This is a genomic window from Paenibacillus sp. GXUN7292, from assembly GCF_050864975.1.
Classification (GTDB): domain Bacteria; phylum Bacillota; class Bacilli; order Paenibacillales; family Paenibacillaceae; genus Pristimantibacillus.
In genome coordinates this window covers 65,328-89,850 of the sequence record NZ_JBOZWO010000005.1, presented here as the reverse complement: position 1 = coordinate 89,850, position 24,523 = coordinate 65,328, and the positions used below count along the sequence as shown (strand labels likewise).

General features: G+C 45.3%; 25 protein-coding genes and 1 other annotated feature. Of the genes, 10 read left to right on the top strand and 15 right to left on the bottom strand.

The genetic code is table 11. The features are described 5' to 3' along the window. Positions 1 to 30: 30 nt before the first annotated feature. Both ACRRU2_RS06750 and ACRRU2_RS06745 read right to left on the bottom strand, forming a co-directional pair. Positions 31 to 1,323 carry a homocysteine synthase gene (locus ACRRU2_RS06750; RefSeq protein WP_331701080.1) on the bottom strand — a complete coding sequence of 431 codons (1,293 nt, stop codon included), beginning with the start codon at positions 1,321 to 1,323 and terminating at the stop codon, positions 31 to 33. 105 nt (positions 1,324 to 1,428) lie between these two features. After that, positions 1,429 to 1,923 (bottom strand): ComEA family DNA-binding protein, encoded by a 495-nt coding sequence (locus ACRRU2_RS06745; protein WP_432500506.1) that lies wholly within the window; start codon positions 1,921 to 1,923, stop codon positions 1,429 to 1,431. A gap of 129 nt (positions 1,924 to 2,052) precedes the next feature. Here ACRRU2_RS06745 and comER point away from each other — a divergent pair, with 129 nt between their 5' ends. Next, positions 2,053 to 2,892: a late competence protein ComER gene (gene comER / locus ACRRU2_RS06740; RefSeq protein ID WP_331701083.1), complete on the top strand. Its 840-nt coding sequence runs from the start codon at positions 2,053 to 2,055 to the stop codon at positions 2,890 to 2,892. An 89-nt stretch (positions 2,893 to 2,981) separates the two neighbouring features. Here the strand turns inward: comER and leuS are convergent, their stop codons facing one another. The 3 genes from leuS to ACRRU2_RS06725 all read right to left on the bottom strand — a co-directional run bounded on the left by leuS (position 2,982) and on the right by ACRRU2_RS06725 (position 7,461). Next, a complete protein-coding gene (gene leuS / locus ACRRU2_RS06735; RefSeq protein WP_331701084.1) occupies positions 2,982 to 5,429 on the bottom strand; it encodes a leucine--tRNA ligase in 2,448 nt (815 codons plus the stop codon). 173 nt (positions 5,430 to 5,602) lie between these two features. Then, positions 5,603 to 5,825, bottom strand: a binding site (T-box leader). A gap of 45 nt (positions 5,826 to 5,870) precedes the next feature. Next, on the bottom strand, positions 5,871 to 7,106 hold the full coding sequence (locus ACRRU2_RS06730; RefSeq protein WP_432500505.1) for a CynX/NimT family MFS transporter: 1,236 nt from the start codon (positions 7,104 to 7,106) through the stop codon (positions 5,871 to 5,873). Positions 7,107 to 7,158: 52 nt separating this feature from the next. Then, positions 7,159 to 7,461, bottom strand: a complete 303-nt coding sequence (locus ACRRU2_RS06725) for a hypothetical protein (RefSeq protein WP_331701085.1) — start codon at positions 7,459 to 7,461, stop codon at positions 7,159 to 7,161. A 113-nt stretch (positions 7,462 to 7,574) separates the two neighbouring features. Here ACRRU2_RS06725 and ACRRU2_RS06720 point away from each other — a divergent pair, with 113 nt between their 5' ends. Both ACRRU2_RS06720 and ACRRU2_RS06715 read left to right on the top strand, forming a co-directional pair. Then, positions 7,575 to 9,089 (top strand): DEAD/DEAH box helicase, encoded by a 1,515-nt coding sequence (locus ACRRU2_RS06720; protein WP_331701087.1) that lies wholly within the window; start codon positions 7,575 to 7,577, stop codon positions 9,087 to 9,089. A 251-nt stretch (positions 9,090 to 9,340) separates the two neighbouring features. Beyond that, on the top strand, positions 9,341 to 9,433 hold the full coding sequence (locus ACRRU2_RS06715; RefSeq protein ID WP_331701088.1) for a YjcZ family sporulation protein: 93 nt from the start codon (positions 9,341 to 9,343) through the stop codon (positions 9,431 to 9,433). 362 nt (positions 9,434 to 9,795) lie between these two features. Here the strand turns inward: ACRRU2_RS06715 and ACRRU2_RS06710 are convergent, their stop codons facing one another. After that, the gene (locus ACRRU2_RS06710; protein ID WP_432500504.1) at positions 9,796 to 10,566 is read right to left on the bottom strand and encodes a pseudouridine synthase; all 771 of its coding nucleotides are present in this window, start codon (positions 10,564 to 10,566) and stop codon (positions 9,796 to 9,798) included. A 153-nt stretch (positions 10,567 to 10,719) separates the two neighbouring features. On the opposite strand from ACRRU2_RS06710, the gene ACRRU2_RS06705 reads away from it, so the two are divergent. Together ACRRU2_RS06705 and ACRRU2_RS06700 are read left to right on the top strand one after the other, a co-directional pair. After that, on the top strand, positions 10,720 to 11,232 hold the full coding sequence (locus ACRRU2_RS06705) for a thioredoxin family protein (RefSeq protein ID WP_331701090.1): 513 nt from the start codon (positions 10,720 to 10,722) through the stop codon (positions 11,230 to 11,232). Position 11,233: 1 nt separating this feature from the next. After that, a complete protein-coding gene (locus ACRRU2_RS06700; RefSeq protein WP_331701091.1) occupies positions 11,234 to 11,707 on the top strand; it encodes a PCYCGC motif-containing (lipo)protein in 474 nt (157 codons plus the stop codon). A 66-nt stretch (positions 11,708 to 11,773) separates the two neighbouring features. Here ACRRU2_RS06700 and ACRRU2_RS06695 read toward each other — a convergent pair whose 3' ends face one another. Together ACRRU2_RS06695 and ACRRU2_RS06690 are read right to left on the bottom strand one after the other, a co-directional pair. Beyond that, a complete protein-coding gene (locus ACRRU2_RS06695) occupies positions 11,774 to 12,568 on the bottom strand; it encodes a GTP pyrophosphokinase (protein ID WP_331701092.1) in 795 nt (264 codons plus the stop codon). A gap of 17 nt (positions 12,569 to 12,585) precedes the next feature. Continuing rightward, entirely contained in the window at positions 12,586 to 13,683 is a 1,098-nt protein-coding gene (locus ACRRU2_RS06690) for a quinone-dependent dihydroorotate dehydrogenase (RefSeq protein WP_331701107.1), read from the bottom strand. Positions 13,684 to 13,953: 270 nt separating this feature from the next. On the opposite strand from ACRRU2_RS06690, the gene ACRRU2_RS06685 reads away from it, so the two are divergent. After that, positions 13,954 to 14,094 carry a hypothetical protein gene (locus ACRRU2_RS06685; RefSeq protein WP_331701093.1) on the top strand — a complete coding sequence of 47 codons (141 nt, stop codon included), beginning with the start codon at positions 13,954 to 13,956 and terminating at the stop codon, positions 14,092 to 14,094. A gap of 12 nt (positions 14,095 to 14,106) precedes the next feature. Here the strand turns inward: ACRRU2_RS06685 and ACRRU2_RS06680 are convergent, their stop codons facing one another. From ACRRU2_RS06680 to ACRRU2_RS06670, 3 genes are all read right to left on the bottom strand, one after another. Continuing rightward, positions 14,107 to 15,489: a L,D-transpeptidase family protein gene (locus tag ACRRU2_RS06680; RefSeq protein WP_331701094.1), complete on the bottom strand. Its 1,383-nt coding sequence runs from the start codon at positions 15,487 to 15,489 to the stop codon at positions 14,107 to 14,109. A gap of 156 nt (positions 15,490 to 15,645) precedes the next feature. Continuing rightward, positions 15,646 to 15,888, bottom strand: a complete 243-nt coding sequence (locus ACRRU2_RS06675; protein ID WP_331701095.1) for a ferredoxin — start codon at positions 15,886 to 15,888, stop codon at positions 15,646 to 15,648. A gap of 107 nt (positions 15,889 to 15,995) precedes the next feature. After that, positions 15,996 to 17,297 (bottom strand): DNA polymerase IV, encoded by a 1,302-nt coding sequence (locus ACRRU2_RS06670; RefSeq protein WP_432500503.1) that lies wholly within the window; start codon positions 17,295 to 17,297, stop codon positions 15,996 to 15,998. A 213-nt stretch (positions 17,298 to 17,510) separates the two neighbouring features. Here ACRRU2_RS06670 and cimA point away from each other — a divergent pair, with 213 nt between their 5' ends. Beyond that, positions 17,511 to 19,124 carry a citramalate synthase gene (cimA, locus tag ACRRU2_RS06665; RefSeq protein ID WP_331701098.1) on the top strand — a complete coding sequence of 538 codons (1,614 nt, stop codon included), beginning with the start codon at positions 17,511 to 17,513 and terminating at the stop codon, positions 19,122 to 19,124. Positions 19,125 to 19,777: 653 nt separating this feature from the next. On the opposite strand, the gene ACRRU2_RS06660 is transcribed toward cimA, so the two are convergent. Further along, positions 19,778 to 20,317 (bottom strand): TlpA family protein disulfide reductase, encoded by a 540-nt coding sequence (locus ACRRU2_RS06660; protein ID WP_331702366.1) that lies wholly within the window; start codon positions 20,315 to 20,317, stop codon positions 19,778 to 19,780. Positions 20,318 to 20,567: 250 nt separating this feature from the next. Here ACRRU2_RS06660 and ACRRU2_RS06655 point away from each other — a divergent pair, with 250 nt between their 5' ends. Beyond that, the gene (locus tag ACRRU2_RS06655) at positions 20,568 to 21,008 is read left to right on the top strand and encodes a MerR family transcriptional regulator (RefSeq protein WP_331702367.1); all 441 of its coding nucleotides are present in this window, start codon (positions 20,568 to 20,570) and stop codon (positions 21,006 to 21,008) included. Between the two features lie 68 nt (positions 21,009 to 21,076). After that, complete coding sequence (locus ACRRU2_RS06650; protein WP_331702368.1) at positions 21,077 to 21,757, top strand: zinc metallopeptidase; 681 nt, start codon at positions 21,077 to 21,079, stop codon at positions 21,755 to 21,757. A gap of 73 nt (positions 21,758 to 21,830) precedes the next feature. Here ACRRU2_RS06650 and ACRRU2_RS06645 read toward each other — a convergent pair whose 3' ends face one another. Both ACRRU2_RS06645 and ACRRU2_RS06640 read right to left on the bottom strand, forming a co-directional pair. Beyond that, entirely contained in the window at positions 21,831 to 22,730 is a 900-nt protein-coding gene (locus ACRRU2_RS06645; RefSeq protein ID WP_331702369.1) for a LysR family transcriptional regulator, read from the bottom strand. A 44-nt stretch (positions 22,731 to 22,774) separates the two neighbouring features. Continuing rightward, a complete protein-coding gene (locus tag ACRRU2_RS06640) occupies positions 22,775 to 23,416 on the bottom strand; it encodes a rhomboid family intramembrane serine protease (RefSeq protein ID WP_432500502.1) in 642 nt (213 codons plus the stop codon). 100 nt (positions 23,417 to 23,516) lie between these two features. On the opposite strand from ACRRU2_RS06640, the gene tpx reads away from it, so the two are divergent. After that, positions 23,517 to 24,035, top strand: a complete 519-nt coding sequence (tpx, locus tag ACRRU2_RS06635; RefSeq protein ID WP_331702371.1) for a thiol peroxidase — start codon at positions 23,517 to 23,519, stop codon at positions 24,033 to 24,035. Positions 24,036 to 24,106: 71 nt separating this feature from the next. Here tpx and ACRRU2_RS06630 read toward each other — a convergent pair whose 3' ends face one another. Further along, positions 24,107 to 24,496, bottom strand: coding sequence for a DUF1499 domain-containing protein (locus ACRRU2_RS06630; protein ID WP_331702372.1), 390 nt, complete (start codon positions 24,494 to 24,496; stop codon positions 24,107 to 24,109). Positions 24,497 to 24,523: the final 27 nt, after the last annotated feature.

Here is a 24,523-nt window from a genome sequence, read left to right as displayed (position 1 = left end):
CTGCTCCTCCTCCCATGTAAATGTTATAGCTTATTGTTGGCTTGCAGCAATAGCTTGTTCCAAATCGGCGATAATATCCGCAATGCCTTCTGTTCCAATAGACAGACGGATTAATCCCGGATCGACACCGGCAGCCATTTGCGCTTCTTCAGTAAGCTGCTGATGCGTTGTGCTAGCTGGATGAATAATAAGCGACTTGGAATCTCCAACGTTCGCCAAGTGCGAAAGCAATTTTACTGAGTTGATCAGCTTTTTGCCCGCTTCTATTCCACCTTTAATGCCAAAGGTTAAAATAGCGCCTTGGCCGTTTGGCAAATACTTTTTCGCATTTTGGTAGTAATCATGCGATTCCAAGCCTGGATAGCTGACCCACTCTATGCTTTCATGTCCTTCCAGGTATTTCGCTACAGCAAGCGCATTGGAGCTGTGGCGTTCCATGCGAAGATGCAATGTTTCTACCCCTTGCAGAAGCAAGAAGGAGTTAAATGGCGATAGAGAAGCCCCCATATCGCGAAGCAGCTGAACGCGGGCTTTAATAATATAAGCAAGCGGTCCGACTGCCTTCGTATACACTACGCCATTGTAGCTTGGATCCGGCTCAGTCAGTCCAGGAAACTTATCGTTGGCGGCCCAATCAAATTTACCGCTGTCAACGATAATACCGCCGATAGAAGTGCCGTGTCCGCCAAGAAACTTCGTAGCGGAGTGGACAACGATATCTGCACCGTGCTCGATTGGCCGGCATAGATAAGGGCTTGGGAATGTATTGTCAACGATGAAAGGAATGCCGTGCTCATGCGCAATTGCTGCGACAGCTTCCAAATCGATTACGTCACCTTTAGGGTTGCCGATTGTTTCCGCATAAACTGCTTTCGTGCGCTCTGTAATAGCTGCGCGGAAATTATCCGGATTAGACGGATCGACAAACTTGACTTTAAGGCCAAGCTTAGGAAGGGTAATGGCAAATAGGTTATAAGTACCACCGTATAAGCTTGTTGCTGATACGATTTCGTCGCCCGATCCTGCAATATTAAGAAGAGCGTAAGTAATAGCAGCTTGTCCAGAAGCAACTGCCAATGCGCCAACGCCGCCTTCCAGCGCAGCTACGCGCTTTTCCAACACGTCGGTAGTCGGGTTCATAATACGGGTATAAATATTGCCGAACTCTGACAATGAGAATAAATTCGCGGCATGATCGGTGTCTCTGAACCCGTAAGATGTTGTTTGGTAAATAGGCACTGCACGAGACATTGTTGTCGGATCAATTTCTTGACCTCCATGAACGGACAATGTTTCGTAAGATAATTTTCTTTCTTCAGACATGATCTAACTCCTCCTCGTAACAATAATCTATTGTGGAGCTTATCTTCACTTTAATGCCTTTTTTGGCATGCGCTGCCGATTTGCTCTGAGCATATTGTCTCATATTCATGGACGTGCTACAATGCTTTCTTTTATTTCAGACAACACTTTATTTCCAATTCCTTTTACACGAAGCAAATCATCCGCACTACGAAAAAAGCCATTTTTTTCACGATCCATAATAATGGCATTAGCCTTTGACGGGCCTATCCCCTTTAAGGTTTGCAGCTCAGACATGCCTGCGCGGTTAATGTCTATTCTGCTGTCGGTTTCGTTCTCTTGCTCATTCGGAGGACCACCGATTAATACAGGATCTTCCATCTCTGGCTGCTCGTCCTCAGCCTCTTGCTTTATTTCGGGAGCAGCTGCAGGTATGGGTTTATTATCCAATTCCAGGAGCGCTTGTTCCACTGCTTCATTGAGTGGGGTGAATTGCTTTTTTTCAGCCTCTTTGCCGCCGCCGGCAAGCGCCGCAACAAGCAATAGTGCAGCGCCTGCCAGCAGCAGCATAGGCAGCCACATCTGTTTTTGCTTTCCTGCCGATTGAATTTGCCGGTTCATAATCGTTTCCCTCCTGAATATGAATGACTATCAGATTGCAGCAATACGTAAAATTGACACATATTGTACATGCATCAAGGAATAGGATAATAGAGCACAGTCCGATAAAGAAGTATTGGAGGGCTTTAGATGAAGGTTGGATTTATCGGAATTGGCACAATGGGAAGGCTGCTGGTCGAAGCATTTATAAGCTCCGGTGCCTTGCTTCCAGAGGACATTGTGGCCAGTAATAGAACATTTAGCAAGGCCCTGGCATTAGCTGATGAGTTTCCCGGCCTCGCTGCTGTCGCTTCTAACAAAGAGGTGGTAGAAAAAAGCGACATTGTCTTTCTATGTATTAAGCCATTGGAGTTTATTCATGTTGTCCAAGAAATTAAACAAGCGCTGCAGCCTGAGCAAATTGCAGTCTCTATTACGAGCCCCGTTTTAATATCTCATTTGGAGGAGGAGCTTAACTGCAAAATAGCAAAAGTAATACCGAGTGTAACGAATACGATTTGCAGCGGCGCTTCCTTGTGCATGTATGGCGAACGCATGCAGCAAGCGGATCGAGAGCGGTTAAATAACTTGCTCTGCTTTATAAGCGAGCCGCTGCAAATCTCCGAAAGCTTTACCCGTATCGTCTCGGATATTTCCAGCTGCGGTCCAGCCTTTTTTGCATTTTTATTGCAGCAATTTATTGACGCAGCTGTCAGCGAGACAGGTATACATCGCGAAGAGGCTGTGCAGGTGGCAAGCAATATGCTGCTGGGTACCGGGCTTCTGCTTACACAGGGCGGGCTTTCGCCTGAGCAAATCCAGCAAAGAGTTGCTGTGCCAGGCGGAATTACAGCAAAAGCCTTGCGTCTTCTGCAACAGGATACCGAAGGCATGTTTGAGAGACTGATTCGTACAACACATGATAAGTACTATGATGATTTGACCAAAGTAACTACTGCTTTTTACAGCGAAGAGGTGAACGAACCATAGCTGTTCTTCAGCTAGCGTTCGCTCACCTCTTCGGTTTGCTTATTTACGAAACTGGAGCAGACAGACCTGGATTACATAGCCTGCGCTGCTTAATTAGCAACAATGTTGACAAGCTTGCCTTTTACCGCAATTACCTTGCGAATCGTCTTGCCTGCCAGAAGTACAGCAACCTTTTCTTGTTCCTTTGCAATAGCTTCCATTTCAGCTTCAGCTGTTTCTGCAGGAATAGAAAGGCGCTCAACAATTTTGCCATTCACTTGAATTACAATTTCGACGGAGGAATCCACTGTCCATTTCTCATCGTAGACCGGCCATGGCACATATGTGATGGACTCGCTATGGCCCAAGCGCTCCCAAAGCTCTTCAGCAATATGCGGCGCAAGCGGTGACAATAGCTGCACAAAGTTTTCCATCGCCTTGCGCGGCAGCACTTCTGCCTTATTCGCTTCGTTGACGAAAATCATCAGCTGGCTGATCGCTGTATTAAAGTGCAGCTGATCAAAGTCTTCCGTTACTTTTTTGATCGTCCGGTGCCATACTTTATTGAACTCCCCACTCACTTCAGAGTCGCTTATTTTGTCATTCAATTGATCATTGTCTTGAACAAACAGTCTCCATACGCGGCTTAAGAAACGATGCGCCCCTTCTACCCCGTTCGTGCTCCAAGGCTTAGTAGCTTCCAAAGGACCCATAAACATTTCGTACATGCGAAGCGTATCGCCGCCGAATTCATTGACAATTTCATCCGGATTAATGACATTGCCGCGCGACTTGGACATTTTTTCATTGTTTGTGCCCAAAATCATGCCTTGGTTAACCAGCTTATAGAATGGCTCCTTCGTATGCACAATGCCCATGTCGTACAATACCTTGTGCCAGAAGCGCGCATACAGCAGATGCAATACAGCATGCTCTGCGCCGCCGATATAAAGATCTACCGGAAGCCATTGCTTTTGCTTTTCTGGCGAACAAATTTCTTTGTCATTTTTCGGATCGATAAAACGAAGGTAATACCAGCAGCTTCCTGCCCATTGCGGCATTGTATTCGTTTCGCGGCGCGCTTTCATGCCTGTTTCGGGATCGATCGTATTTACCCACTCCGTAACGTTCGCCAGCGGCGATTCACCTGTGCCGGACGGCTTGATTTCATCTACATCTGGCAATACAAGCGGCAATTGATCCTCAGGAACTGTCTTCATCGTGCCGTCTTCCAAATGCAAAATAGGAATCGGCTCTCCCCAGTAACGCTGACGGCTGAACAGCCAGTCGCGCAGACGATACGTAACCTTGGCTTTTCCTTTTCCGGTCTCTTCCAAGTGCTTGATCATCGCAGCAATAGCATCTGTGTTGTTAAGTCCGTTCAAAAAGTCTGAGTTAACGTGAACACCGTCTCCAGTATAAGCCTCTGCTGACACGTCGCCGCCTGACACAACCTCTACGATCGGCAGATCGAACTGCTTTGCAAATTCATAGTCTCTCGCATCATGGCCAGGAACTGCCATAATCGCGCCTGTACCATAACCGGCAAGCACATAATCAGCAATCCAGATTGGCGTTTTGACGCCGTTGGCAGGATTGATTGCATAAGCGCCGGTAAATACACCGGTTTTCACTTTGGCCAGATCGGTACGCTCCAAGTCGCTTTTGCGGGATGCGGCTTCCTGGTAAGCCTTAATCGCTTCCTGCTGCTCTGAAGTAGTAATGCGGGCAACGAGTTCATGCTCAGGAGCCAGCACGCAGTAGGTCGCCCCGAACAAAGTGTCCGGACGGGTTGTAAAGACGACAAGTGAAGCGTCCTCTATACCGTCAATGGCAAATGTAACTTCAGCGCCTGTTGACTTGCCAATCCAGTTGCGCTGCATATCTTTAATGCTTTCCGGCCAATCCAGCTCTTCCAAATCCTCAAGCAGACGCTCGGCATAAGCAGTAATTTTTAGCATCCACTGGCGCATCGGTTTGCGAATAACCGGATGGTTGCCGCGTTCGCTAAGGCCGTCTATGACTTCCTCATTGGCCAGAACCGTACCGAGCGCAGGACACCAGTTAACCGGAACCTCGGCAACATACGCTAGGCCGCGTTTGTACAATTGAACAAAAATCCATTGTGTCCATTTATAATAATCAGGATCCGTTGTGCTGAACTCCCGATCCCAGTCATAGGAAAAGCCAAGCGACTTGATTTGTCTGCGGAAGTTATCAATATTTCTAAATGTAATATCTCGCGGATGCTGACCTGTATCCAGCGCGTGCTGCTCAGCCGGCAAGCCGAAAGCATCCCAGCCCATTGGGTGAAGAACATTGTAACCGCGCATTCGCTTATAACGCGACATAATATCAGTTGCTGTATAGCCTTCTGGATGGCCTACGTGCAATCCTGCGCCTGAAGGATACGGAAACATATCCAGCGCGTAAAACTTCGGCTTGCTGTCGTCCACTTCATCCTCTGTTCTAAACGTTTTATTATCATCCCAATACTTTTGCCATTTCGGCTCAATCGCCTGCGGATTATACCCGCTTGTTTGCTGACCCTGACTCATCCTAAAAACCTCCTAATTGACGTCGACCCTATCGTACTCGGTGAGAATTAAAAATAAAAATTACATTTTCATATATCCAAGGATAAACGGCTCCGCCGTCCTTTGGAAAGGCGCGTTTACCGATGAATTACATTCTTATAATCTAAAAAACCTCTCGCCCCCAGCGTATAATCGCTAGGGACGAGAGGTTATTCTCCCGTGGTACCACCCTAGTTAGCAATAGACAGGCTTTGCCTATGCTCACTTTAAGCCTGTAACGCAGGCTAACGGCGCAAGCAATGCAATTGCGATGCGCAGCTCCAAGGCAAGTTCCTAATGCAACAGGTTCGGCTTGCACCATCCGCCGACTCTCTATACCTTGTTAACAGAAGTACTGCTCCTCTTCCAAGCTGATTACTTATATTGAACTAACAATCATTATAAAGTTCGTCATGACTGCTGTCAAGATTCCATCGCCTGCTCCCCAATTTTACGGTCAGCACCAGCTCCCCAGCCAGCGAACGCATAAAGTACGACAACAGCGAGCAGCATGATGAGCGACATATTCCAGCTGCTGGTCACATCATGCAGCAGACCGAACAGGAACGGTCCAAAGGCGGCAAGCAAATAGCCAATCGATTGCGCCATGCCTGAAATTTGTGCAGATTGATGAGCAGTTGCAGTCCGTAATACAAAAAACATAACCGCCAGCCCAAAGCCTGCGCCTGCAGCAATTCCTGTTACGATAATCCATAGCACGATCAAGCTGGTGTCACCGCTAAGCAGCCCCAAATAGCCGATAGCGAATAAAATTGCGGTAATTAGCGCATAACCGCGCTGGCTAGCTCTTCTGCCTGCCAAAATCGGAATAATAAATGTAGATGGCATGCCTACAATTTGCAGCAGAGACAGCATCCAGCCTGCTTCGGCATGGCTAAGTCCGCGGTCAATGAGCATCTCAGGAATCCAGGTGATGTTTATATAGAAGCAAAAGGATTGCAAGCCTAGAAAAAAAGTAACAAACCAGGCTACCTTGGAGCTCCAAATCGGCCTCGGCTTTGCTTGATTTAAGCCACTGACGAAAGCAAGCTGCTGCTTCCCTCGCAATTGCAGCATCCAGACAACCGCCGCCAATAAAGCAAATACTGCGGTGCCTCCCAATACGACATTCCACTTTATACCCGCCTGTTCAGTAAGCGGAATGCTGAACCCCGACGCTATTGCACCGCCGAGGTTCATCACGACTGTATACAAGCCGGTCATAAGACCAGCCTTCTGATTGTAATCCCGCTTAATAATGCTGGGCAGAAGCACGTTTCCGACTGCAATTCCCATTCCTAACAGCGCTGTGCCTGCATATAAGGCAGGTATCGTAGCGAGTGAGCGCAGGGCAATTGCACCTGCCAGTACCAGCATCGCAAAAAACAATGTATTTTCAATGCCAATGCGGTTTGACCAAATCGGCGCCAGCGGAGAAATAGCGGCAAAGGCCAGCAGCGGCAGCGTTGTAAGCAGCCCTGTCATCGCTCCCGACAACCCCAATGCTTGCTGAATTTCTGATACGATAGAACCGACTGCCGTAATCGGCGCCCTTAATACTAGTGCAGTAAGCATGACACCGCCAAGCAGCAGCCATGAGCGTTGAATATGTGCTTGTGTTGATTTCCCTTCCAGATCTGTGTTTGCCAAGCTGTTCAAAGTTTCATCAGCCACCCTTTCCCGAACTTGCTTCTATTTCTTGAATGGTTTTTTATTTAATTCCGAATCTTTCTATTTGATCATATTGGCCAGTAAGTTGCAATATCTTTTTTTGAGTCTCGCCAATCAGATCAAAGTGCGGATACGTTTCACGCGCGTGTATGTAATCTGGATTTAATTGATGCTGCCTGCACCATTCCATTAATCGTTCATAACTGCTGCAGCCAACCTTCGTAACAGTTTTCATTTTAGGAAAACGGTCATCGAGCCAATAATGCGTTAAAAAGGCAATCTCGCCCCTGTTTATTTTAGCCTTCCATTCATTTAATTCAGCTCTAGTGATGCCAAATGCCATAAGCCGCTCCTTTCGAGGCCATACTACTTGTAAGTTTCTGCATTCGATAGATGCACATTGCCTCAACAACTGATATACTAATTGCCATACGAATTAAGGAAAAGAGGATTTTTATGCCAGCACAAGCTTTCAACAATCTTGGAATTTCAGATAAACTTTGCAGCTTGCTTCAAAATGAAGGTATTATGACGCCAACTCCCGTACAGCAGCAGTCCATCCCCCTTGCGTTAAATGGCAGCGATCTAATTGCCCAGGCGCAAACCGGGACAGGTAAAACTCTTGCATTCGCTTTGCCTATTATACAGCAAATCAGAACAGATAAAGAGCATACCCAAGCCTTAATACTAACGCCGACCAGAGAGCTGGCCATTCAAATTACAAGCGAGCTAAAAAAATATGCAGCCGCTCACGACGTAACCGTACTCGCTGCTTACGGCGGCCAGGATGTCGAGGCGCAAATCCGCAAGCTGTATAATATGCCGCATATTATCGTAGCCACACCCGGACGCTTAATTGATCATATGCAGCGAGCTACTGTCAATCTGGGCAAGCTGTCGATGCTTGTTCTCGATGAAGCTGACCAAATGCTGCATATGGGCTTTCTGCCAGAGGTGGAATCCATCATTACTCAGACGCCAAAGGCCAGGCAGACCATGCTTTTCTCGGCAACGATGCCTGATGCCATTCGCCAGCTGGCTCAGGAGTATATGAAGCAGCCTGCAGATGTGCGCGTGCAAAGCAGCAATGTGACGCTGGACAATATTAAGCAGATTATCGTTGAAACGACAGACCGCGGAAAGCAGCGTGCGCTCATTCAGCTGTTGGAACAGCATAGGCCTTATCTTGCTGTTATTTTTTGCCGCACCAAGATCCGCGCCAAAAAGCTTAATGCAGCGCTGCAGGACTACGGTTTCGAATCGGACGAGCTGCATGGCGACCTAACTCAAGCGAAGCGTGAGCAGGTGATGAAACGGTTTAGAGAAGCGAAGCTGCAGGTTCTTGTCGCAACAGACGTCGCTGCCCGCGGATTGGACGTGGAAGGCGTGACGCATGTGTATAATTACGACGTGCCGCCGGATACGGAGCATTATATTCACCGGATCGGCCGCACTGGCCGGGCAGGCCAGCAGGGCACGGCTGTAACGATGGCAACCCCATATGATAAAAATACAATTTTCTCAATTGAACGTAAAATCAATGCAACAATTAAACGCATAGTGCTCGATCGCGATGGACATATTCAGTCTGAACGCAGTACAAGCAGCAAAGAGCAGTCAGACTATCGCCGCTCAGATAAACATAGCGATGCACGGGGCTCAAGAGGCAGAGGACAGAGGACAGCAGCTGTAAAAACAGGCAAAAAACCTGCTGCACAGCGCAGTGCAACTGCATCAGACAATCCATGGCAATCAAACGATTTAGAACTTCCTTCCAGCAAAAGGAAGCAAAGCTCTAAACGAAGCGGCCAAGGACAAAACCGTTCCGATCGCAGCGCCGGCAAAGGCTCCGTTTCGCAAAACCGCAATGAACGTCCAGCAAGCAACGGCGGAGGGCGCAGCGGCGGAAGAAGCAGCGCTGCTTCCGCTCGCAGAGGCGGCGGCTCGCGCGGAGGACGGGGCAAGAGATAACGGCACTGGCACAAGGATAAACGGATCCGCCGCCTTTGGACTGGCGCGTTTACCGATGAAATATAAGATCAGATATAAGTTGCAAAAACTTATACTTTCTTATATTTGAACAAAGGCCTAAATGAACAAAACCGGGACATTCATCCAATCCATTCGCCCCCAAAATCATACAATACACTATAACGATTGGCAGCTCACTCTACACTTTGCACTTTTGTCATCGTCAATTTTTTACCCTGGGGGGATTTGGAATGTCTGCTTGCCACTTCGGTCACAACACAACTACAGGCGTGATTTTAGTACTGTTTATTCTGCTTGTAATTATTACAAGAACTTTCTTCTAATTGCTCTAATCATCAAGCAGAAACGTTATTTGTCCTTGTCTGAGGACAATCCGTTTCTCGGCGAACAAGGTGAAACGGCTGTCGCCGTCCTTATGGCGATCATAAGTTTCATTCCGGAGAAATATTAGAACAGGTATAAGAAGAAAACTTATACTTTCTTATATTTCAAGAAGAAACGTTGTACGTCTTTTTCTAAAGTCGTACAGTTTCTCGGAGAATGATAAGAACGAGTTTATTGTAATAACTTATACTCTCCTAATGATTATATAAAACAGTACAAAGGTGCTAACACCTATATAATTTTAATAAAGAATCGTCGAGCAGCGCTTCGACGATTCTTTACCTTAGAACTTTTACATATATTAATCTAACTGCTGACCGGCTTGCCCATTGCCGCGATGAGCGCGCAGCCGCTCTATTTCTGTTTCTTTAAGCTCTCTGTAGCTGCCTTCCGCCAGTTTTTCATCTAGCTTTAGCGGGCCCATAGATACCCGTTTCAGCTCCAGCACTTTCTTTCCAACTGCTTCAAACATCCGTTTGACCTGATGAAACTTGCCTTCCTTAATCGTAAGCGATATATGCGAGCATCTGCCAGCAGGCGCCGTAAAACGATCCTTAATTATAAGCTCTGCAGGCATCGTAACATAACCGTCATCCAGCTGCACGCCTTGCTTAAAGGCTTGAATATCCGCCTCGCCTGCCTCTCCCAGCACCAACGCTTCATACGTTTTATCAACGTGCTTGCGCGGCGAAAGCAGCTCATGCGCCAGCTGTCCGTCGTTCGTCAACAGCAGCAGTCCCGTCGTATCCTTGTCTAATCGTCCAACCGGAAAAGGATTGAGCAGCTGATCATCGCTTTTCAACAAATCTATTACAGTCCGCTCGCGCAAATCCTCTGTTGCTGAAATTACTCCGGGCGGCTTGTTTAGCATAAGATAAATAAACTCCCGGTAACGAACAAGCCCCCCGTCAAATGTAACCTCGCTTTCGATCGAATCAACGATAAGACCGCTATCCTTTACGATCTTGCCATCAGCGACCACTCGGCCCTGCTTTATCGCTTTTTTAATTTCGCTGCGCGTTCCGAAACCGGTATGCGCAAGCAGCTTGTCTATTCTTATTCTCGGACTCATTTTATCCCCGCCTATCAGACACCATATTGTCAAATTGTATATTCGTAATATTACTTTACTCACTTACAATTTTATAGTTGTTTGTTGTATAATAATGAAGCAAATGCATGCGGCGCATGTCAATTATATCGAAAGTGGAGGTTGCTGTTCCTAATGAAAAAGAAAACCAAGTTTAAAATGTTTTATGTGTACCTGGGTATTATTCTTGTTCTGTTCGGGGGAATATTCGCATTGAATTCCATCGAATCAAAGGATAATATTTATGGTATCCCGTCATCACAATTAAACCCGGCTACCCGCAAGCAGCTCAATGACCCTAACTATCAGAATATCATATTACCTGCACAATTTGATGAAAAGGTCGAAAATAAAGAAGATTTCTTTGTGTATTTATTTTCTTCTACTTGCCACTACTGTAAGCAAACAACACCTGAGCTGATGCCTTTGGCTAAAGAGCTTAATATCGATTTGCCGCAGCTTAATTTGCTGGAGTTCAACTCCTATCAAAGATCGCTTAATGTAAATTACACGCCAACACTCGCTTATTTCAAGGATGGTGTTGAAGTAGACCGCATGGAAGGCGGCATTAAGGTAGAGGGTGCCAGCGAAGGCTATACGCTGGATCAATACCGAGAATTCTTTACAAAGCACGCAGGAAACAGTTAATATGATCAAACGATCCTTCATGTATGGACTAGCCCTTGCATTTACTTGTATCACGCTGCTGACAGCTTGTTCCTTGATCGAAAAGCCGTCGAACAAGCATGAGCATTTGGTCGGCACAGAAACGTGGGAAACTACAGCTTCAACGGATACACTGCCGCATTTTCTAACCGAGCATACAGATTTGACCAATCATTTGTATTCTGAAGTGCCTCATCATGCGCACATTATGGGAGAGCTGAATTGCTATTGCGGCTGCATGCTGGGCACGGAGTTTGACGAGCCGCATGATTCCTTGCTGCGCTGCTATTGGGCGGAGAAGCCTGACAGCGAAGGTGAAGTGGTATGGACTGATCATAGCACGACCTGCGGAGTATGCAAAAAAGAGATGGAAATGGTTATCGCCATGCAAAAAGAAGGCAAGTCTACTGATGACATTCGTCAGGCAATTGACGATGCGTATAAAGGCAACCAATAATAAACAGCAATAGCAAAAGATCGAGTTCGCCCCAAGACGAACTCGATCTTTTTTCATTTTAGCCGTCTACATGCGCTTGGCCCTGGAAATCGACTCTTGAATAGCTGCTGACAGCTGAGATAAGCCGACATAATCAGACACCTCGAACAGCTCGTTGAATTGGATTTGATACTGGGCTGCCTCTCTGACCCGATGATAAAAATACAAATCCTGAATTCCGCTCAGCACTCTTGTGACTACATTAGACTGCTCTTCAAAATCTGTCTGGGCATCTAAAATTTCATGACGAATGCTTGCCATCTCTGTATCAAGTACAAAGGCAGCTTCAGCTGCTTTTTTCAGCCTCAAGCGCACATCTTCTGGAATTCTCTCTTTATACTTATAGTTCAATGAATGTTCGATTGTCGCCCAAAAATTCATTGCTAATGTTCGAATTTGGATTTCAGCCAGCACCTCAATATAGCCCAGCGCCGTTTGTACAGGATAGCGGACAATCATATGATAGCTTCGATATCCGCTTTCCTTGTAGTTGGTTATATAATCCTTCTCATAAACGAGCTGCAAATCTTTACGGTTGCGGATAAATGCTGCAACGCGATGAATATCATCAACGAACTGGCACATTATGCGAATGCCGGCTATATCCTCTATCCCTGTATCCAGCTCGTCCGAAGGAACTTGCAGACGCTTTGCCTTCTCCAAAATACTCGATATTCTTTTTACTCTGCCCGTTACAAATTCTATTGGAGCATACGATTCATGCAGCTTCAGCTCTGCCCTCATCGTTTTAAATTTTACTTTTAATTCTTCTACCGCTTGCTCGTATGGCTGTAAAAAAAGACTCCAGTCTCTACCGTCCATCCGGCCGCCTCCTGTTTCTAGCGATGATCTGCGCCTACTGCTTCAGCTATATTACGGTAGCCATCCTTGTGTAAGCAATCAATCAAGCCATTAGTTAATTCTCGCAGCACTCCGGGTCCTTTATAAATAAGCGCTGTATATATTTCTACCAACGAAGCACCTGCACGAATTTTATCGTATGCATCCTGTGCAGAAAAAATGCCTCCCGAGCCAATAATAGGTATTTGTCCGCCAGTTTGCTTATATACTGCCCGGATAACCTCAGTGGAACGCTCGCATAATGGCTTGCCGCTCAAGCCTCCCGCTTCAGAAGCATTAGCATGCTGCAAACCAGCGCGGGACAACGTTGTATTAGTAGCAATTATTCCCGATATACCGCTATTCATAATCGTGTCTACTGTATCCGCCAGCTCTTCATCCGTCATGTCAGGCGCAATTTTTACGAGTACTGGCTTGGTCTGGCTGCCCAGCCGGTTGCTTTGACTGTTCATTTCTGCAGTTACAGCCTGCAGCAATTTGCGCAGCTCCTCACCATGCTGCAAATCGCGAAGCCCTTGTGTATTGGGTGAGCTTATATTGACAACGAAAAAATCACCATGAGCATATAAAGCCCTTATGCAGGCCTCATAATCCTCATGAGCCTTTTCATTGGGCGTCACTTTATTTTTCCCAATATTTACGGCGATCGGGATACGATATATTTTTCTTTGCTTAAGATAGCGGGCCATCGCTGCAGTGCCTTCATTGTTGAAGCCCATACGATTAATTAAAGCTTCATCCGCTGGCAAACGAAATAAACGAGGCTGCTCGTTGCCTGGCTGCCCTTCAGGCGTAATCGTGCCTACCTCAGCAAATCCAAAGCCAATGCTAGAAAACCCGTCCGCACATTTTCCGTTCTTATCAAGTCCAGCCGCAAGTCCTATCGGATGCGGAAACGTCAGGCCGAACAATTCCGTCTCCAGCTCCGGTGCATGCTTAACCCCGTACATCATGTTAAGCAATCCATTCATGCCAGGAATCTTGCCGCCAAAAGCAAGCCCATCTATGACAAGGTGATGAGCCTTCTCAGCATCCATTTTGAAAAATATAGGCTTTAATATAGAACTGTAAAGCAAGCTGTTCACTCCGATCTCATTATATAGTCCAACGAACAGTTTAACTTTTTTATGTAAAAAAGAAAAGAGTTTCGTACAAGGTTATTCTACCATATTTTTTTAAAAATACGGTCATAGCAAATTTGTGAACTGTTGCAAAAACAAGAAACAAATAATGCTCAGATACGGATATCTGAGCAAAACTGGCACTATTCAGTTGCTAGGCGGTCAGAAAACGATTACAATGCTCTTATATGAACTTTTATTATAAATAGGAAAGGTTGATCGACGATGAGTGCAGCAAAACGCAAGCCGGCGCCTCTTAAAAGCAAGCCAAAAGTAGAAGAAGTAAATAAAAAAGCTATCGTATGGATCGGTTCTATTACCGCCCTTGTTATAATTATTATTGCTCTGCTGCTAATTTTCAGTTAATAGACTGCATACTTATTGCAGCCAACGATAAATTTTGTTCGGGTTTGTCTCGTCTTGCAGCGGCTCCAGCTTGAATCTTTCTCCTGCTGGCGCTTTAGCAAGGCGAGGCAGCGCATCGTACTTCATATGTACAGCCGTTCCAAGCGGCACCATATCATACAGCTCCTCCACATCCTTATTGCTCATTCTGATACATCCCTGCGATTCATCCTGTCCGATGCTGTCCGCCTTATTTGTGCCATGGATCGCATACAAAGTATTGGACAATGCCATGCCTCTGCTGCCGAATATTCCATTGTCGCTGCCATTTGGCGATTTTACTTTCTCGCTAATATAAAAGCTGCCTTTCGGCGTCCTTTCTCCCCCCAGTCCAACCGGGAAGCTGCGAATAATCATATTGTTATGCACGACTGCCAGTTGATGATTGCTGACATCGATTATTATTTCAAGCGGCTTGTCCCAGCCTTCCTGAAACAATCCATTCGTTCCGACGATTTGTGCGCCGTCATTGCTTTTGTTTTTGTCCGTTAATGCTGCGCTGCTGTTTGTATTATCACGCTTCGTTTGTTTTATCCTTGATAATACGTAATTGAATTTATCTTTGAGCACACTGCTTTCACCGGAGAGGATATTGTTCGGATAAGGCATAATGAGATCGTCCAAGCTTTGCGGCCATTTTTTATAGAGCCTTTCATATTGCATAATTCCGCTGGCTAATGTCCAATGATGCTCCTGCTGCTTGCTCCACTGATCATATTTGCTTTTAAGCTCAGACGAGCTGGCCGGCTCGCAGCGGCATAATTCCCGATCATACATTTTAATATCTAGCTGCGGCCCTTCTCCCTGCATCGCAGATAATAAAAACTTTTTGCTTCCGCCCCAATTATACCAGTTTCCCTGCTGTTCCAGCTGAGCTGCGATCGTAAGCTTAGGCGCTTCCTGACCTGCCGTTAAAATTTTATGCACAGCACTTCCTGCAGGCTTTAAATCGGAAACAGGCAGAAATAATACACCTATCTCATAGGGCATACTGCTTTCCGCTTTAACCGTCTCAGGCACTGGAGCTGCGGGCTTGGCAGAATTATAGTAATACGTCATGTATAGCCCTGCCAACAACAGTGGAACAGCCAGCAGAACAGCTTTTTTTATTTTCTTTTTGCGTTTTTGCTTTTTATCCCACAGCTTCAGCTGCTGTAATTGATATTCTGCTATAGGATGGCTTTCCTGCTCAAAGGCATCATATACTTCTCCCGCCTGGATAAAGCAGTAATTTGCTTTGCCTTCCTTGCCGGCCTGCAAGTAGTGCTTGCCTAGCAAATACCAGCCCATTTGATTATCAGGATTCTCCTTTACAAATTGCTTCAAATAAAGAGTATCCGCCAAATTGTCCATCATCTTCCTCCTTTTAAAGGTCTGATACTGTATATATCGGTTCTTTTTCGTTACATTTACATCTGTTATTGATTTTATATAAAAAAAAGATTTGTACCGGCACATAGCGCCTTTACAAATCTTTGTTCATGTATATAAAAGCCTTGCAGGAAAGCTGAATTAGCCTTCCATATCGAATGGCTCGTCTGCAATTTTGATCGAATCAGTTGGACAGCCATCTAATGCATCAAACATATCCTCGTGCATATCTTCTGGAATCTCAGTAACGCCACGATTGCAATCATTTTTATATATAACTTCAGCAATCCCTTCATCGTCGTAATCGTAAATGTCAGGCGCTGTAGCTCCGCATGCTCCGCAAGCAATACAAGTATCCTTCTCTACCCAAGTGTACTTAGCCATGGTGCTTCCCCTCCTATAAATATGACAAAATTCGCTATTTCAATGTAACGGAATGAACGGCTCTTCCGAAAGAGCAATTCCTCCAGAAATCACATTTGATGAAAGCTTCATTCATCAATATATAACAAATCATCATCCTTTTGCAAGGAAGTTCCTCGTATTCGCTTATTTCTAATTAATGCCGAAGGATCATTGCTCAGCATTCCTGCTGTCAGAACAGCATCCTCGCCAAATTTGTCACGCAGCTTATCCATCGCCTTTGTCAATGCTTGCTTGCGCGGCTGCTCTTCATAATTGAACAAATCAAGCTGCACAGCCGTTTCCCCCGCTTTGCTTAGATTTTGCAAGGTAACGCCAAGCAATCGGATCGGATCGCCAAGCTTCCAATGCTTGTCAAACAGCGCGCACGCTTCCTTGTAAATAATATCGGCCTCTTGGGTCGGTACCGGCAGCGTATACGATCTCGTAATCGTCGTCATATCAGGCCTGCGAATCGTAATTTGAATAGTAGAGGCAATGAGCTGCTGGCGCCGCAGCCGTCTGCCTGTCTGATCGGAAAGATTCAAAAATATTCGACATACTTCTGCTCTTTCCGTCACATCCTTCGGTAAAGTTGTCGTATGTCCGATTGATTTATTCGGCTCCGCTGCTGCATGTACAGGTGAATGATCAATACCGTGCGCTGCCGACTTCATCCAGGCTCCAGCCACTCCAAATTGCTTGGTCAGCATCGTCTCATCAGCGGCAGCCAGTTGCCCGATTGTCCAAATGTTGAGTTTTTCAAGCTTTTGCGCAGTTTTGGAGCCAATGCCGAATAAAACCCGGCAAGGCCGGTCCCATAGCAGCTGCGACACATCCCTTAACCGCAGTATCGTAATGCCATTCGGCTTCTTCATATCCGATGCCATCTTGGCCAGCAGCTTGTTGGGCGCAAGGCCAATCGAACAGGGCAATGACCATTCCGACTGGATCCTTTGCTGAAGCGCTGCTGCGATATCAATCGGCGAGCCGAACAGCTTGGAGCCGGTTATATCCATATAGCATTCGTCGATCGAAACCCGTTCAATCTGCGGCGTATACTGCCTGGCAATCGCCATAAAGCCCTGAGAGTATTTTTTGTATAGTGTAAAATCAGGTTTAATAAGTATAAGCTCCGGGCATATTCGCAGAGCCTGCCGCACATTCATTCCTGTTTTAATGCCAAGCGCTCTAGCCTCATAAGAGCAGGTGACAATAATGCCTTTGCGCTGCTCGGCGCTGCCAGACACCGCTGTCGGCTTGCCTTCATACAGCTCAGGCTGCTCGGCGGCATGAACGGAGCAATAAAAAGCATTCATATCCAAATGAATGATGACTCTGCCCTTGCTCGGATACATTTGTTCTATATTTGTAAAGTTTTGGCCGCTCATGGCAGCTTCGACCTCCAGCATAAAATGCAAACATCTATTCTGCTTTTATCATAACGCAGTCTCTAAAAGAAGTCTAATAACGATAGCAATATAGCTGAAATTATTTTTTTATTTGCTAATAATCCTTATTTTCACTCTACTTTACAGGGATAAAGTGTTATAATATTAAATTATGATTTGTGGGTGAGTTAAGTGAAGGAGGCCTTTAAATTAATGAATGACCAAATCTTTATATTTGACACAACATTACGGGATGGCACGCAAGGTGAGGGCATAAGCCTCTCAGCCGATGACAAGCTAAAAATTGCCCAAAAGCTTGATGCGCTTGGGGTTCATTATATTGAAGGCGGAAATCCTGGCAGCAACAGTAAAGATATCGAATTTTTTCAGCGCGTCAAGGAGCTGAACCTTACTTCTAAAGTTACCGCTTTCGGCAGCACGCGCCGAAAGAACAGCATTGCTGAGCAAGACGCCAATTTGCAGCGCATTGTGGAGTCCGGCGTTAGAGCTTCCACCTTGGTTGGAAAAGCGTGGGATTTTCATGTGCATACAGCACTGCAAACTACACTCGAAGAAAATTTGGCAATGATTTACGATTCAATCGCGTTTTTAAAACGCAACGAGCTAGAAGCCATGTACGATGCGGAGCATTTCTTCGACGGATATAAAAACAATCCGGAATATGCGATCGCCGCACTCAAAAAAGCACAGGACGCCGGAGCGAACTGGCTCGTGCTATGCGATACAAATGGCGGCACGCTGCCAGGTGAGATTCACGAAATCGTATCGCGCGTTCGCGAGCAGCTCTCTGCGCCGATCGGCATCCATACGCATAATGACTGCGAGCTGGCCGTAGCCAATACGTTGGCAGCTATTCAAGCTGGCGCACGCCAGGTGCAAGGTACGATCAACGGCTATGGCGAGCGCTGCGGCAACGCTAATCTGTGCTCAATCATCCCTAACCTGCAGCTCAAAATGAACTACGAGTGCTTGCCGCCAGAAAAGCTTGCTACCCTTACAGGCACAGCAAGATATATTAGTGAAATTGCAAATGTCCATATGCCGGTTGGCCAAGCTTATGTCGGCAATGCAGCTTTTGCACATAAAGGCGGCATCCATGTATCCGCGATATTAAAGGATGCAAAAACATACGAGCATATCGCGCCTGAGCTAGTCGGAAACAAACAGCGCATTCTCGTTTCCGAGCTTGCAGGCCAAAGCAATATTATATCCAAGGCGATCGAGCTTGGATTAGACGTCAATACGAATAATGAAAAAACAAAGCAGATCATCGATCAAATCAAAGAGCTGGAGCATCAAGGCTATCAATTTGAAGGCGCGGACGCTTCGCTCGAGCTGCTGCTGAGAGAAGCCTTCGGAGAAGCAAAAGAGCTATTCTCCGTCGAATCCTTCAAAATGCATGTCGAACGCACAAATGGCAAAATGATTTCGGAAGCAATCGTCAAAATTAATGTTGACGGCCAGCAGGTATATACTGCAGCTGAAGGAAACGGGCCGGTCAATGCACTGGACAATGCGCTTCGCAAAGCTTTGGTTCAATTTTATCCAAATATTGAAAAAATCCATCTGTCCGATTACAAGGTTAGAGTTATCGATGAAAAGGATGCTACAGCGGCTAAAGTCAGAGTGCTTGTTGAATCAACTGGGCTTAACAATACATGGAGCACAGTCGGCGTATCCGGCAACGTTATCGAGGCAAGCTGGGAGGCGCTTGTTGACAGCATCCGCTATGCGCTGATCAATATGGAGAAGGTTGAGGGCGTTATCCAGGAATCAACGGATCGTCTTGGTTTGGTCAATCATTAAAGACGGGGGCGCTTGCCGATCCTTTATTGGTGAGGCAGCATAACAGAAAAAAGCCTGCAGGAGCGATTTGACGCTCTGCAGGCTTTTTGTTGAAAAACTCCTTTTATATCATGAAATGTGCCGCTAAAAGTAGTTTTGAGGGGACGCCGACCAGTTCTATATGATTTTTCATATACAATTGTGTTTTTCGGGACACTTCAGCGTAATGTGTATGAAATTTCATATACAATTAGACGTTTTGAGGGGGTGCCGACCGATTCTGTATGATTTTTCATATACAATTGTGTTTTTTGAGGCATTTCAGCGTAATGTGTATGAAATTTCATATACAATTAGACGTTTTGAGGGGGCGCCGACCGATTCTGTATGATTTTTCATATACAATTGTGTTTTTCGAGGCATTTCAGCGTAATGTGTATGAAATTTCATATACAATTAGACGTTTTGAGGGGGCGCCGACCGATTCTGTATGAAATTTCATATACAATTGTGTTTTCCAGGTAATTCAGCGATACGCATAGTGCTGATAAATTTCGTACAATAGAAAATTGTTTGTTTTCGTTGAAATAGTGCTTTTCATCTTTATTAGAAATTTACTTTTTCAACAGTAAGGGAATATGCGGCTAGAATGTGTATATTAAATCGTTCCATCGCTACATCCACTTTTTAATCAGCTTTTCCCATTCCTCCATCGTAATAACGCCGTTGATCCGCTCGCGAATAACGCCATTGCCATCGATCAAAAAGTTAGTAGGGAATGTATTGACTTTGTACAGCTTTGTAATGTCGCCTTTTCGATCAAACAAAATCGGAAACGTAAATTTATAATTATCTACAAATTGTCTGGCTGCACGCTCTTTATCATTTTTAGTGGAGTTTACACCATACATTGTCATGACATCACTGTACTTTTCATGCAGCGCCTGCAAATCAGGCGCCTCGAGCTCACAAGGTCCGCACCACGATGCCCAAAAGTTTAAAAAGATCATTTTACCTTTTTCTGATTCTGTATCTACATTCGATTCATCAAGTCCTGGCAGTGCAAAATTGACCATTTCTGCTCCAGCCTTCGGTTTAAATTCGCTATTGGCTGCGGCAAGTGAAACTTCCTCGCCATCTTTACTGTTATATTGGTAAAAAGCAAAGCCTGCTAATAAAAATGCAACTGCAAATAATAATACAACTTTCCTCATGTAGTCCCATCCTTTTTATTCTTATCTGCTCTATCCATCGTATCATGCCCTATGGTTATGCTCAATATTATAATCAGATCGTACATGAAACCGTCACGATTTGCTGCTTTAATCAGTATTTGCCGATCATTTCAATTTCATAATATAGTTCATCATTAGAATTCTTTGCGACAAGTTTGACGACAAGCTTTATTCCCATTATCATTAGTATTATAGAGAAAATGCAAGTGCGGAAAGCAGGTGAATATTAATGGGGGAAGCAATTTATTATCGGATCGGTGAACTTGCCAGTCTTGCTCAAATTAGTCCGCGCACAATCGATTATTATACTTCAATTGGGCTGATTGAACCTGTTAAAAGATCCGAAGGAAATTATCGTCTTTATACAAATGAAACCTTAATTAAATTGGAACGTATAGAACAATTGAAAAAAAACAAATTATCATTAGAAGAAATTAAAGCTGTGCTAAGCAATTGGCATTTGATTACAGAGGAAGAAACCGTATCGCAGCGCCTTGCCGACATTCAACTTCAATTGACCAAGCTAGAGCGCGAGGTTAAGGAGCTTGAACCGGTCATCCAGCAGCTAAAGCCTAGACAAGCCAGACGCTTATACACTCGTCTGATGCCGCAAACCGCCGCTTGTATTGAAGCGCTTATGATATTGATGAACAAGAGCTCTCTAATGTAATTTCCTCATATCAATCAAATGCAGCAATCACAGTACATTACACACTGATTTGCACTGGAGGAGTCTTTATGTTTTTTCATCCGATGGATATTTTAATTTTTGCAGCATTTGGCGTTTCCATTTGGGCGCAATTCCGAGTAAAAGGCACGTTTTCCAAATGGGCTGAGGTAGAAGCAAGCAGCGGACTGACAGGCTATCAGGCTGCACGCAGAATGCTGGATAATAACGGTTTGCATGACATTCCGATCGAAGCAACGCCTGGCAGCTTGACAGACCATTATGACCCGATTCACAAGGTTGTCCGCTTGTCAGAGCCGGTTTACTATGAAAAATCGATTTCCGCTATTTCGGTAGCCTGCCACGAGGTTGGTCACGCCATTCAGCATTCGGTATCCTATCCGATGCTAGTGCTGCGTCACAAAATTTTCCCAGCAGTTAATTTTGCCTCGGGCGTTGCGCCATTTCTACTCATTGCTGGATTTATTTTTCAATATTCGACTTTAATCGGTCTTGGCATTGTCTTTTTCTCAGTTGCCGTAGCGTTCCAGCTGATTACATTGCCTGTTGAGTTTAATGCCAGCAATCGAGCCCGTGAAATTATGGTTTCAGAAGGTTTTATTACGAATAATGAAGAGAATGGTGTAGCAAAGGTGCTTAATGCAGCTGCTCTAACCTATGTCGCAGCCGCCTTGATTTCCTTGCTTCAGCTTTTGAAGTTCATTATGATATTTACAAACAATCGCGAATAATTGTAACCGCAAGAAGGGTGTCGCTTCTGCCAGAATGGCTGCTGCGACACCCTTCTTATTATTGATCTCTCCACTAACGATTAACTCTTTCCTTGAAATAAGCCAATAAAAATTTATGGAATAAATTAGCGACCAGCGGCAGCTTCTCATTCGTGCGATGAATGAGTCCAATCGTTCTAGACACCTCTGGATGGCTTAATGGGACCTTTACGGCCTGCAATGGGCCGGTGTAATGCAAAGCCATCTCCGGCAGCAGACTGACCCCCATTCCGGCTGCTACAAGCCCTCTTATCGTATCTGTCTCTTCGCCTTCAAAGCCTATCTTAGGGGTAAAGCCCGCTTGCTTGCAGGCGTCCATCACAATTGGGCGCAAGGAATACCCTTCGCTGAAAAGCACGAAGGTTTCTTCCGACAGCTGGCTCAGGGCAATGGACTCCTCAGCAGCGAGCGGATGATTAGGCGGCAATATCGCAAATAGCTGCTCCGAGAGCACAACCTCTCCACTTACCTGCTCATGCTCCTTCGGGAAAGGAGATATAAAGGCCAGATCAATATCCCCCTGCACTAAATCCCTTATTAAAGAAGGATACATCCCCTGGCGAAATCGGAATCGTACATTCGGATACAGCTTGCGAAATGCTGCTACTACCTGAGGAATTAAAGAGATGCCCAAGCTATGCGGAAAACCGAGCCGTATCTCTCCTCGCTCAGGATCAAGAAATTCATGTATTTCCACAACAGCCTTTTCCAGGTCGGCAAGAATAACCTCGGCCCGCTTTAGAAACAGATGGCCTACAGGCGTTAGCTGAACGTTGCGGCCCTTTTGAACAAACAGCTTAACGCCAAGCTCCTCTTCAAGCTGATGAATTTGCCTGCTCACAGCAGATTGCGCTACATGAAGCTCCTCTGCAGCTTGCGTAACATGCTCTTTCTGAGCTACCTTCACAAAATAATGAAGCTGACGAAGTTCCATTCTGGATTAAATCTCTCCTGTTACAAGCATATTTTAAAATATGATTATGTGCTGCGTATCTTCGACATCCTCAATTTATCGATTAATGCGTAAAGTAGAAAGCCTGTCAATGCACCCCCTAAATGACCCCACAGATCTATTTTGCTTACGACAATCGAAGAAATAACCCCAAAGCCTAAAATCATATAAATCGTCTTAATGGAGCTGGTATCAATAATTGACTTGCGAAACAGCGCAATAAACAAATAAGCACCGTATATGCCATATATTGCTCCAGAGGCCCCTACAGCTAAATGAGTTTCCGAACCAAACCATGTATTGACGGACACGCTTAGCAAGCCGCCTCCAAGCCCGCTTAATAAGTAAAGCAAAGCATAGCGCGGTGTTTTGATCAGACCTTCAAGCGGCGGAGCAAATATAATAAGCGCGAACATGTTGAACAGCAAATGGTCCACCCCTGCATGCATGAACATCGCTGTTATAAAACGCCATGGCTCTTCCATCCCGTACGGCATATAGACCGGGTGAGAAATAAGCGCTCCATATTCGAGCAGGTGGTAACCATCCTTTGTACTGCCCGTTAAACCAACAACCGCAAAATAAATAAGGTTAAGCAAAATAAAAATCGAGGTGCCTGGATATAGCCGCAAATAGGAGCGAAAGCTCTCATACCTCAAAAATATCATCTGCATCACTCCTTCGGTTCCCTAAATATTGGACAACTGCATAGTATTCCGATTATAATTATTGACGTATATAACTAAAGTATCCAAGGAGGATTTGCACATGGCTCAAGATCGTACTGGCGTTGCCACGTTCAAAGGCAATCCAATCACATTAGTAGGTCCGGAATTAAAAGCGGGAGACAAAGCGCCTGACTTTATTCTCCATTCATCCTTAATTGAAACAGCAACACTAAACACTTTTGACGGCAAAGTTAAGCTCGTTAGCGTTGTGCCTTCCATCGATACTGGCGTATGCGACATGCAAACCCGCCGATTCAACGAAGCGGCTTCAGAGCTGGGCGACAACGTTGTTGTGCTTACGGTTAGCGTTGATACGCCATTCGCTCAAGCCCGCTGGTGCGGCGCTGCAGGAGCAGACAAGGTTGTCATGCTGTCCGATTATAAAAATCACAGCTTCAGTGAGGACTACGGCGTTTATATTAAAGAATTTGGACTGGCCATGCGCTCTATCTTCGTCATTGATGCCAGCGATGTTATTCAGTATGTAGAATACTTGCCAGAAATGACTGAGCATCCTAACTATGACAAAGCAATCGCTGCAGTTAAAGCTATTTTATAGTTGAATCACCTATAAATCAATAGACCGCAAACAAAGCGAGATAAGGATTCCCTTACTCGCTTTGTTTATTATTAACTATTCACTTTATGAGCAGCCAGCTTCTTGTCCAGCGTGCGGTAAATATCCAAAATCACTCTATAATTCGATCCAAGATCCCCTAGAGAGCCGCGTGATGCAGAATAAATATCAACGGCAGAAGTAAGCGGGTTAACGCTAATAACAGAAATGGTTATGTCCATCGTTCTTCCTAGAGCCGTTCTTTTCTCCAGCACAATCTCCCCGACAGATTCCACCTCATGCAAAAGCTTGTAGCCTTGCATTTTTTTAATAACTGAAATCACTTCCTCCCAAGCCTTATCCTTCGAAAGCTTGTAGAAATGCGATTTAAGCAGTGGATCTTTGGCTCTATCGCCGGTTTGTTCATGACTGCGCAGCAGTCCGATCAAAGTCCGCTTTAACAACAACGATCTCCCCCTCTAGCATCTGTA

Coding starts and splice junctions, on each gene's coding strand:
- ACRRU2_RS06750 (WP_331701080.1), bottom strand. CDS start 1,323: ATGTCTGAAGAAAGAAAATTATCTTACGAAACATTGTCCGTTCATGGA.
- ACRRU2_RS06745 (WP_432500506.1), bottom strand. CDS start 1,923: ATGAACCGGCAAATTCAATCGGCAGGAAAGCAAAAACAGATGTGGCTG.
- comER (WP_331701083.1), top strand. CDS start 2,053: ATGAAGGTTGGATTTATCGGAATTGGCACAATGGGAAGGCTGCTGGTC.
- leuS (WP_331701084.1), bottom strand. CDS start 5,429: ATGAGTCAGGGTCAGCAAACAAGCGGGTATAATCCGCAGGCGATTGAG.
- ACRRU2_RS06725 (WP_331701085.1), bottom strand. CDS start 7,461: ATGGCATTTGGCATCACTAGAGCTGAATTAAATGAATGGAAGGCTAAA.
- ACRRU2_RS06720 (WP_331701087.1), top strand. CDS start 7,575: ATGCCAGCACAAGCTTTCAACAATCTTGGAATTTCAGATAAACTTTGC.
- ACRRU2_RS06715 (WP_331701088.1), top strand. CDS start 9,341: ATGTCTGCTTGCCACTTCGGTCACAACACAACTACAGGCGTGATTTTA.
- ACRRU2_RS06710 (WP_432500504.1), bottom strand. CDS start 10,566: ATGAGTCCGAGAATAAGAATAGACAAGCTGCTTGCGCATACCGGTTTC.
- ACRRU2_RS06705 (WP_331701090.1), top strand. CDS start 10,720: ATGAAAAAGAAAACCAAGTTTAAAATGTTTTATGTGTACCTGGGTATT.
- ACRRU2_RS06700 (WP_331701091.1), top strand. CDS start 11,234: ATGATCAAACGATCCTTCATGTATGGACTAGCCCTTGCATTTACTTGT.
- ACRRU2_RS06695 (WP_331701092.1), bottom strand. CDS start 12,568: ATGGACGGTAGAGACTGGAGTCTTTTTTTACAGCCATACGAGCAAGCG.
- ACRRU2_RS06685 (WP_331701093.1), top strand. CDS start 13,954: ATGAGTGCAGCAAAACGCAAGCCGGCGCCTCTTAAAAGCAAGCCAAAA.
- ACRRU2_RS06680 (WP_331701094.1), bottom strand. CDS start 15,489: ATGATGGACAATTTGGCGGATACTCTTTATTTGAAGCAATTTGTAAAG.
- ACRRU2_RS06675 (WP_331701095.1), bottom strand. CDS start 15,888: ATGGCTAAGTACACTTGGGTAGAGAAGGATACTTGTATTGCTTGCGGA.
- ACRRU2_RS06670 (WP_432500503.1), bottom strand. CDS start 17,297: ATGAGCGGCCAAAACTTTACAAATATAGAACAAATGTATCCGAGCAAG.
- cimA (WP_331701098.1), top strand. CDS start 17,511: ATGAATGACCAAATCTTTATATTTGACACAACATTACGGGATGGCACG.
- ACRRU2_RS06660 (WP_331702366.1), bottom strand. CDS start 20,317: ATGAGGAAAGTTGTATTATTATTTGCAGTTGCATTTTTATTAGCAGGC.
- ACRRU2_RS06655 (WP_331702367.1), top strand. CDS start 20,568: ATGGGGGAAGCAATTTATTATCGGATCGGTGAACTTGCCAGTCTTGCT.
- ACRRU2_RS06650 (WP_331702368.1), top strand. CDS start 21,077: ATGTTTTTTCATCCGATGGATATTTTAATTTTTGCAGCATTTGGCGTT.
- ACRRU2_RS06645 (WP_331702369.1), bottom strand. CDS start 22,730: ATGGAACTTCGTCAGCTTCATTATTTTGTGAAGGTAGCTCAGAAAGAG.
- ACRRU2_RS06640 (WP_432500502.1), bottom strand. CDS start 23,416: ATGATATTTTTGAGGTATGAGAGCTTTCGCTCCTATTTGCGGCTATAT.
- tpx (WP_331702371.1), top strand. CDS start 23,517: ATGGCTCAAGATCGTACTGGCGTTGCCACGTTCAAAGGCAATCCAATC.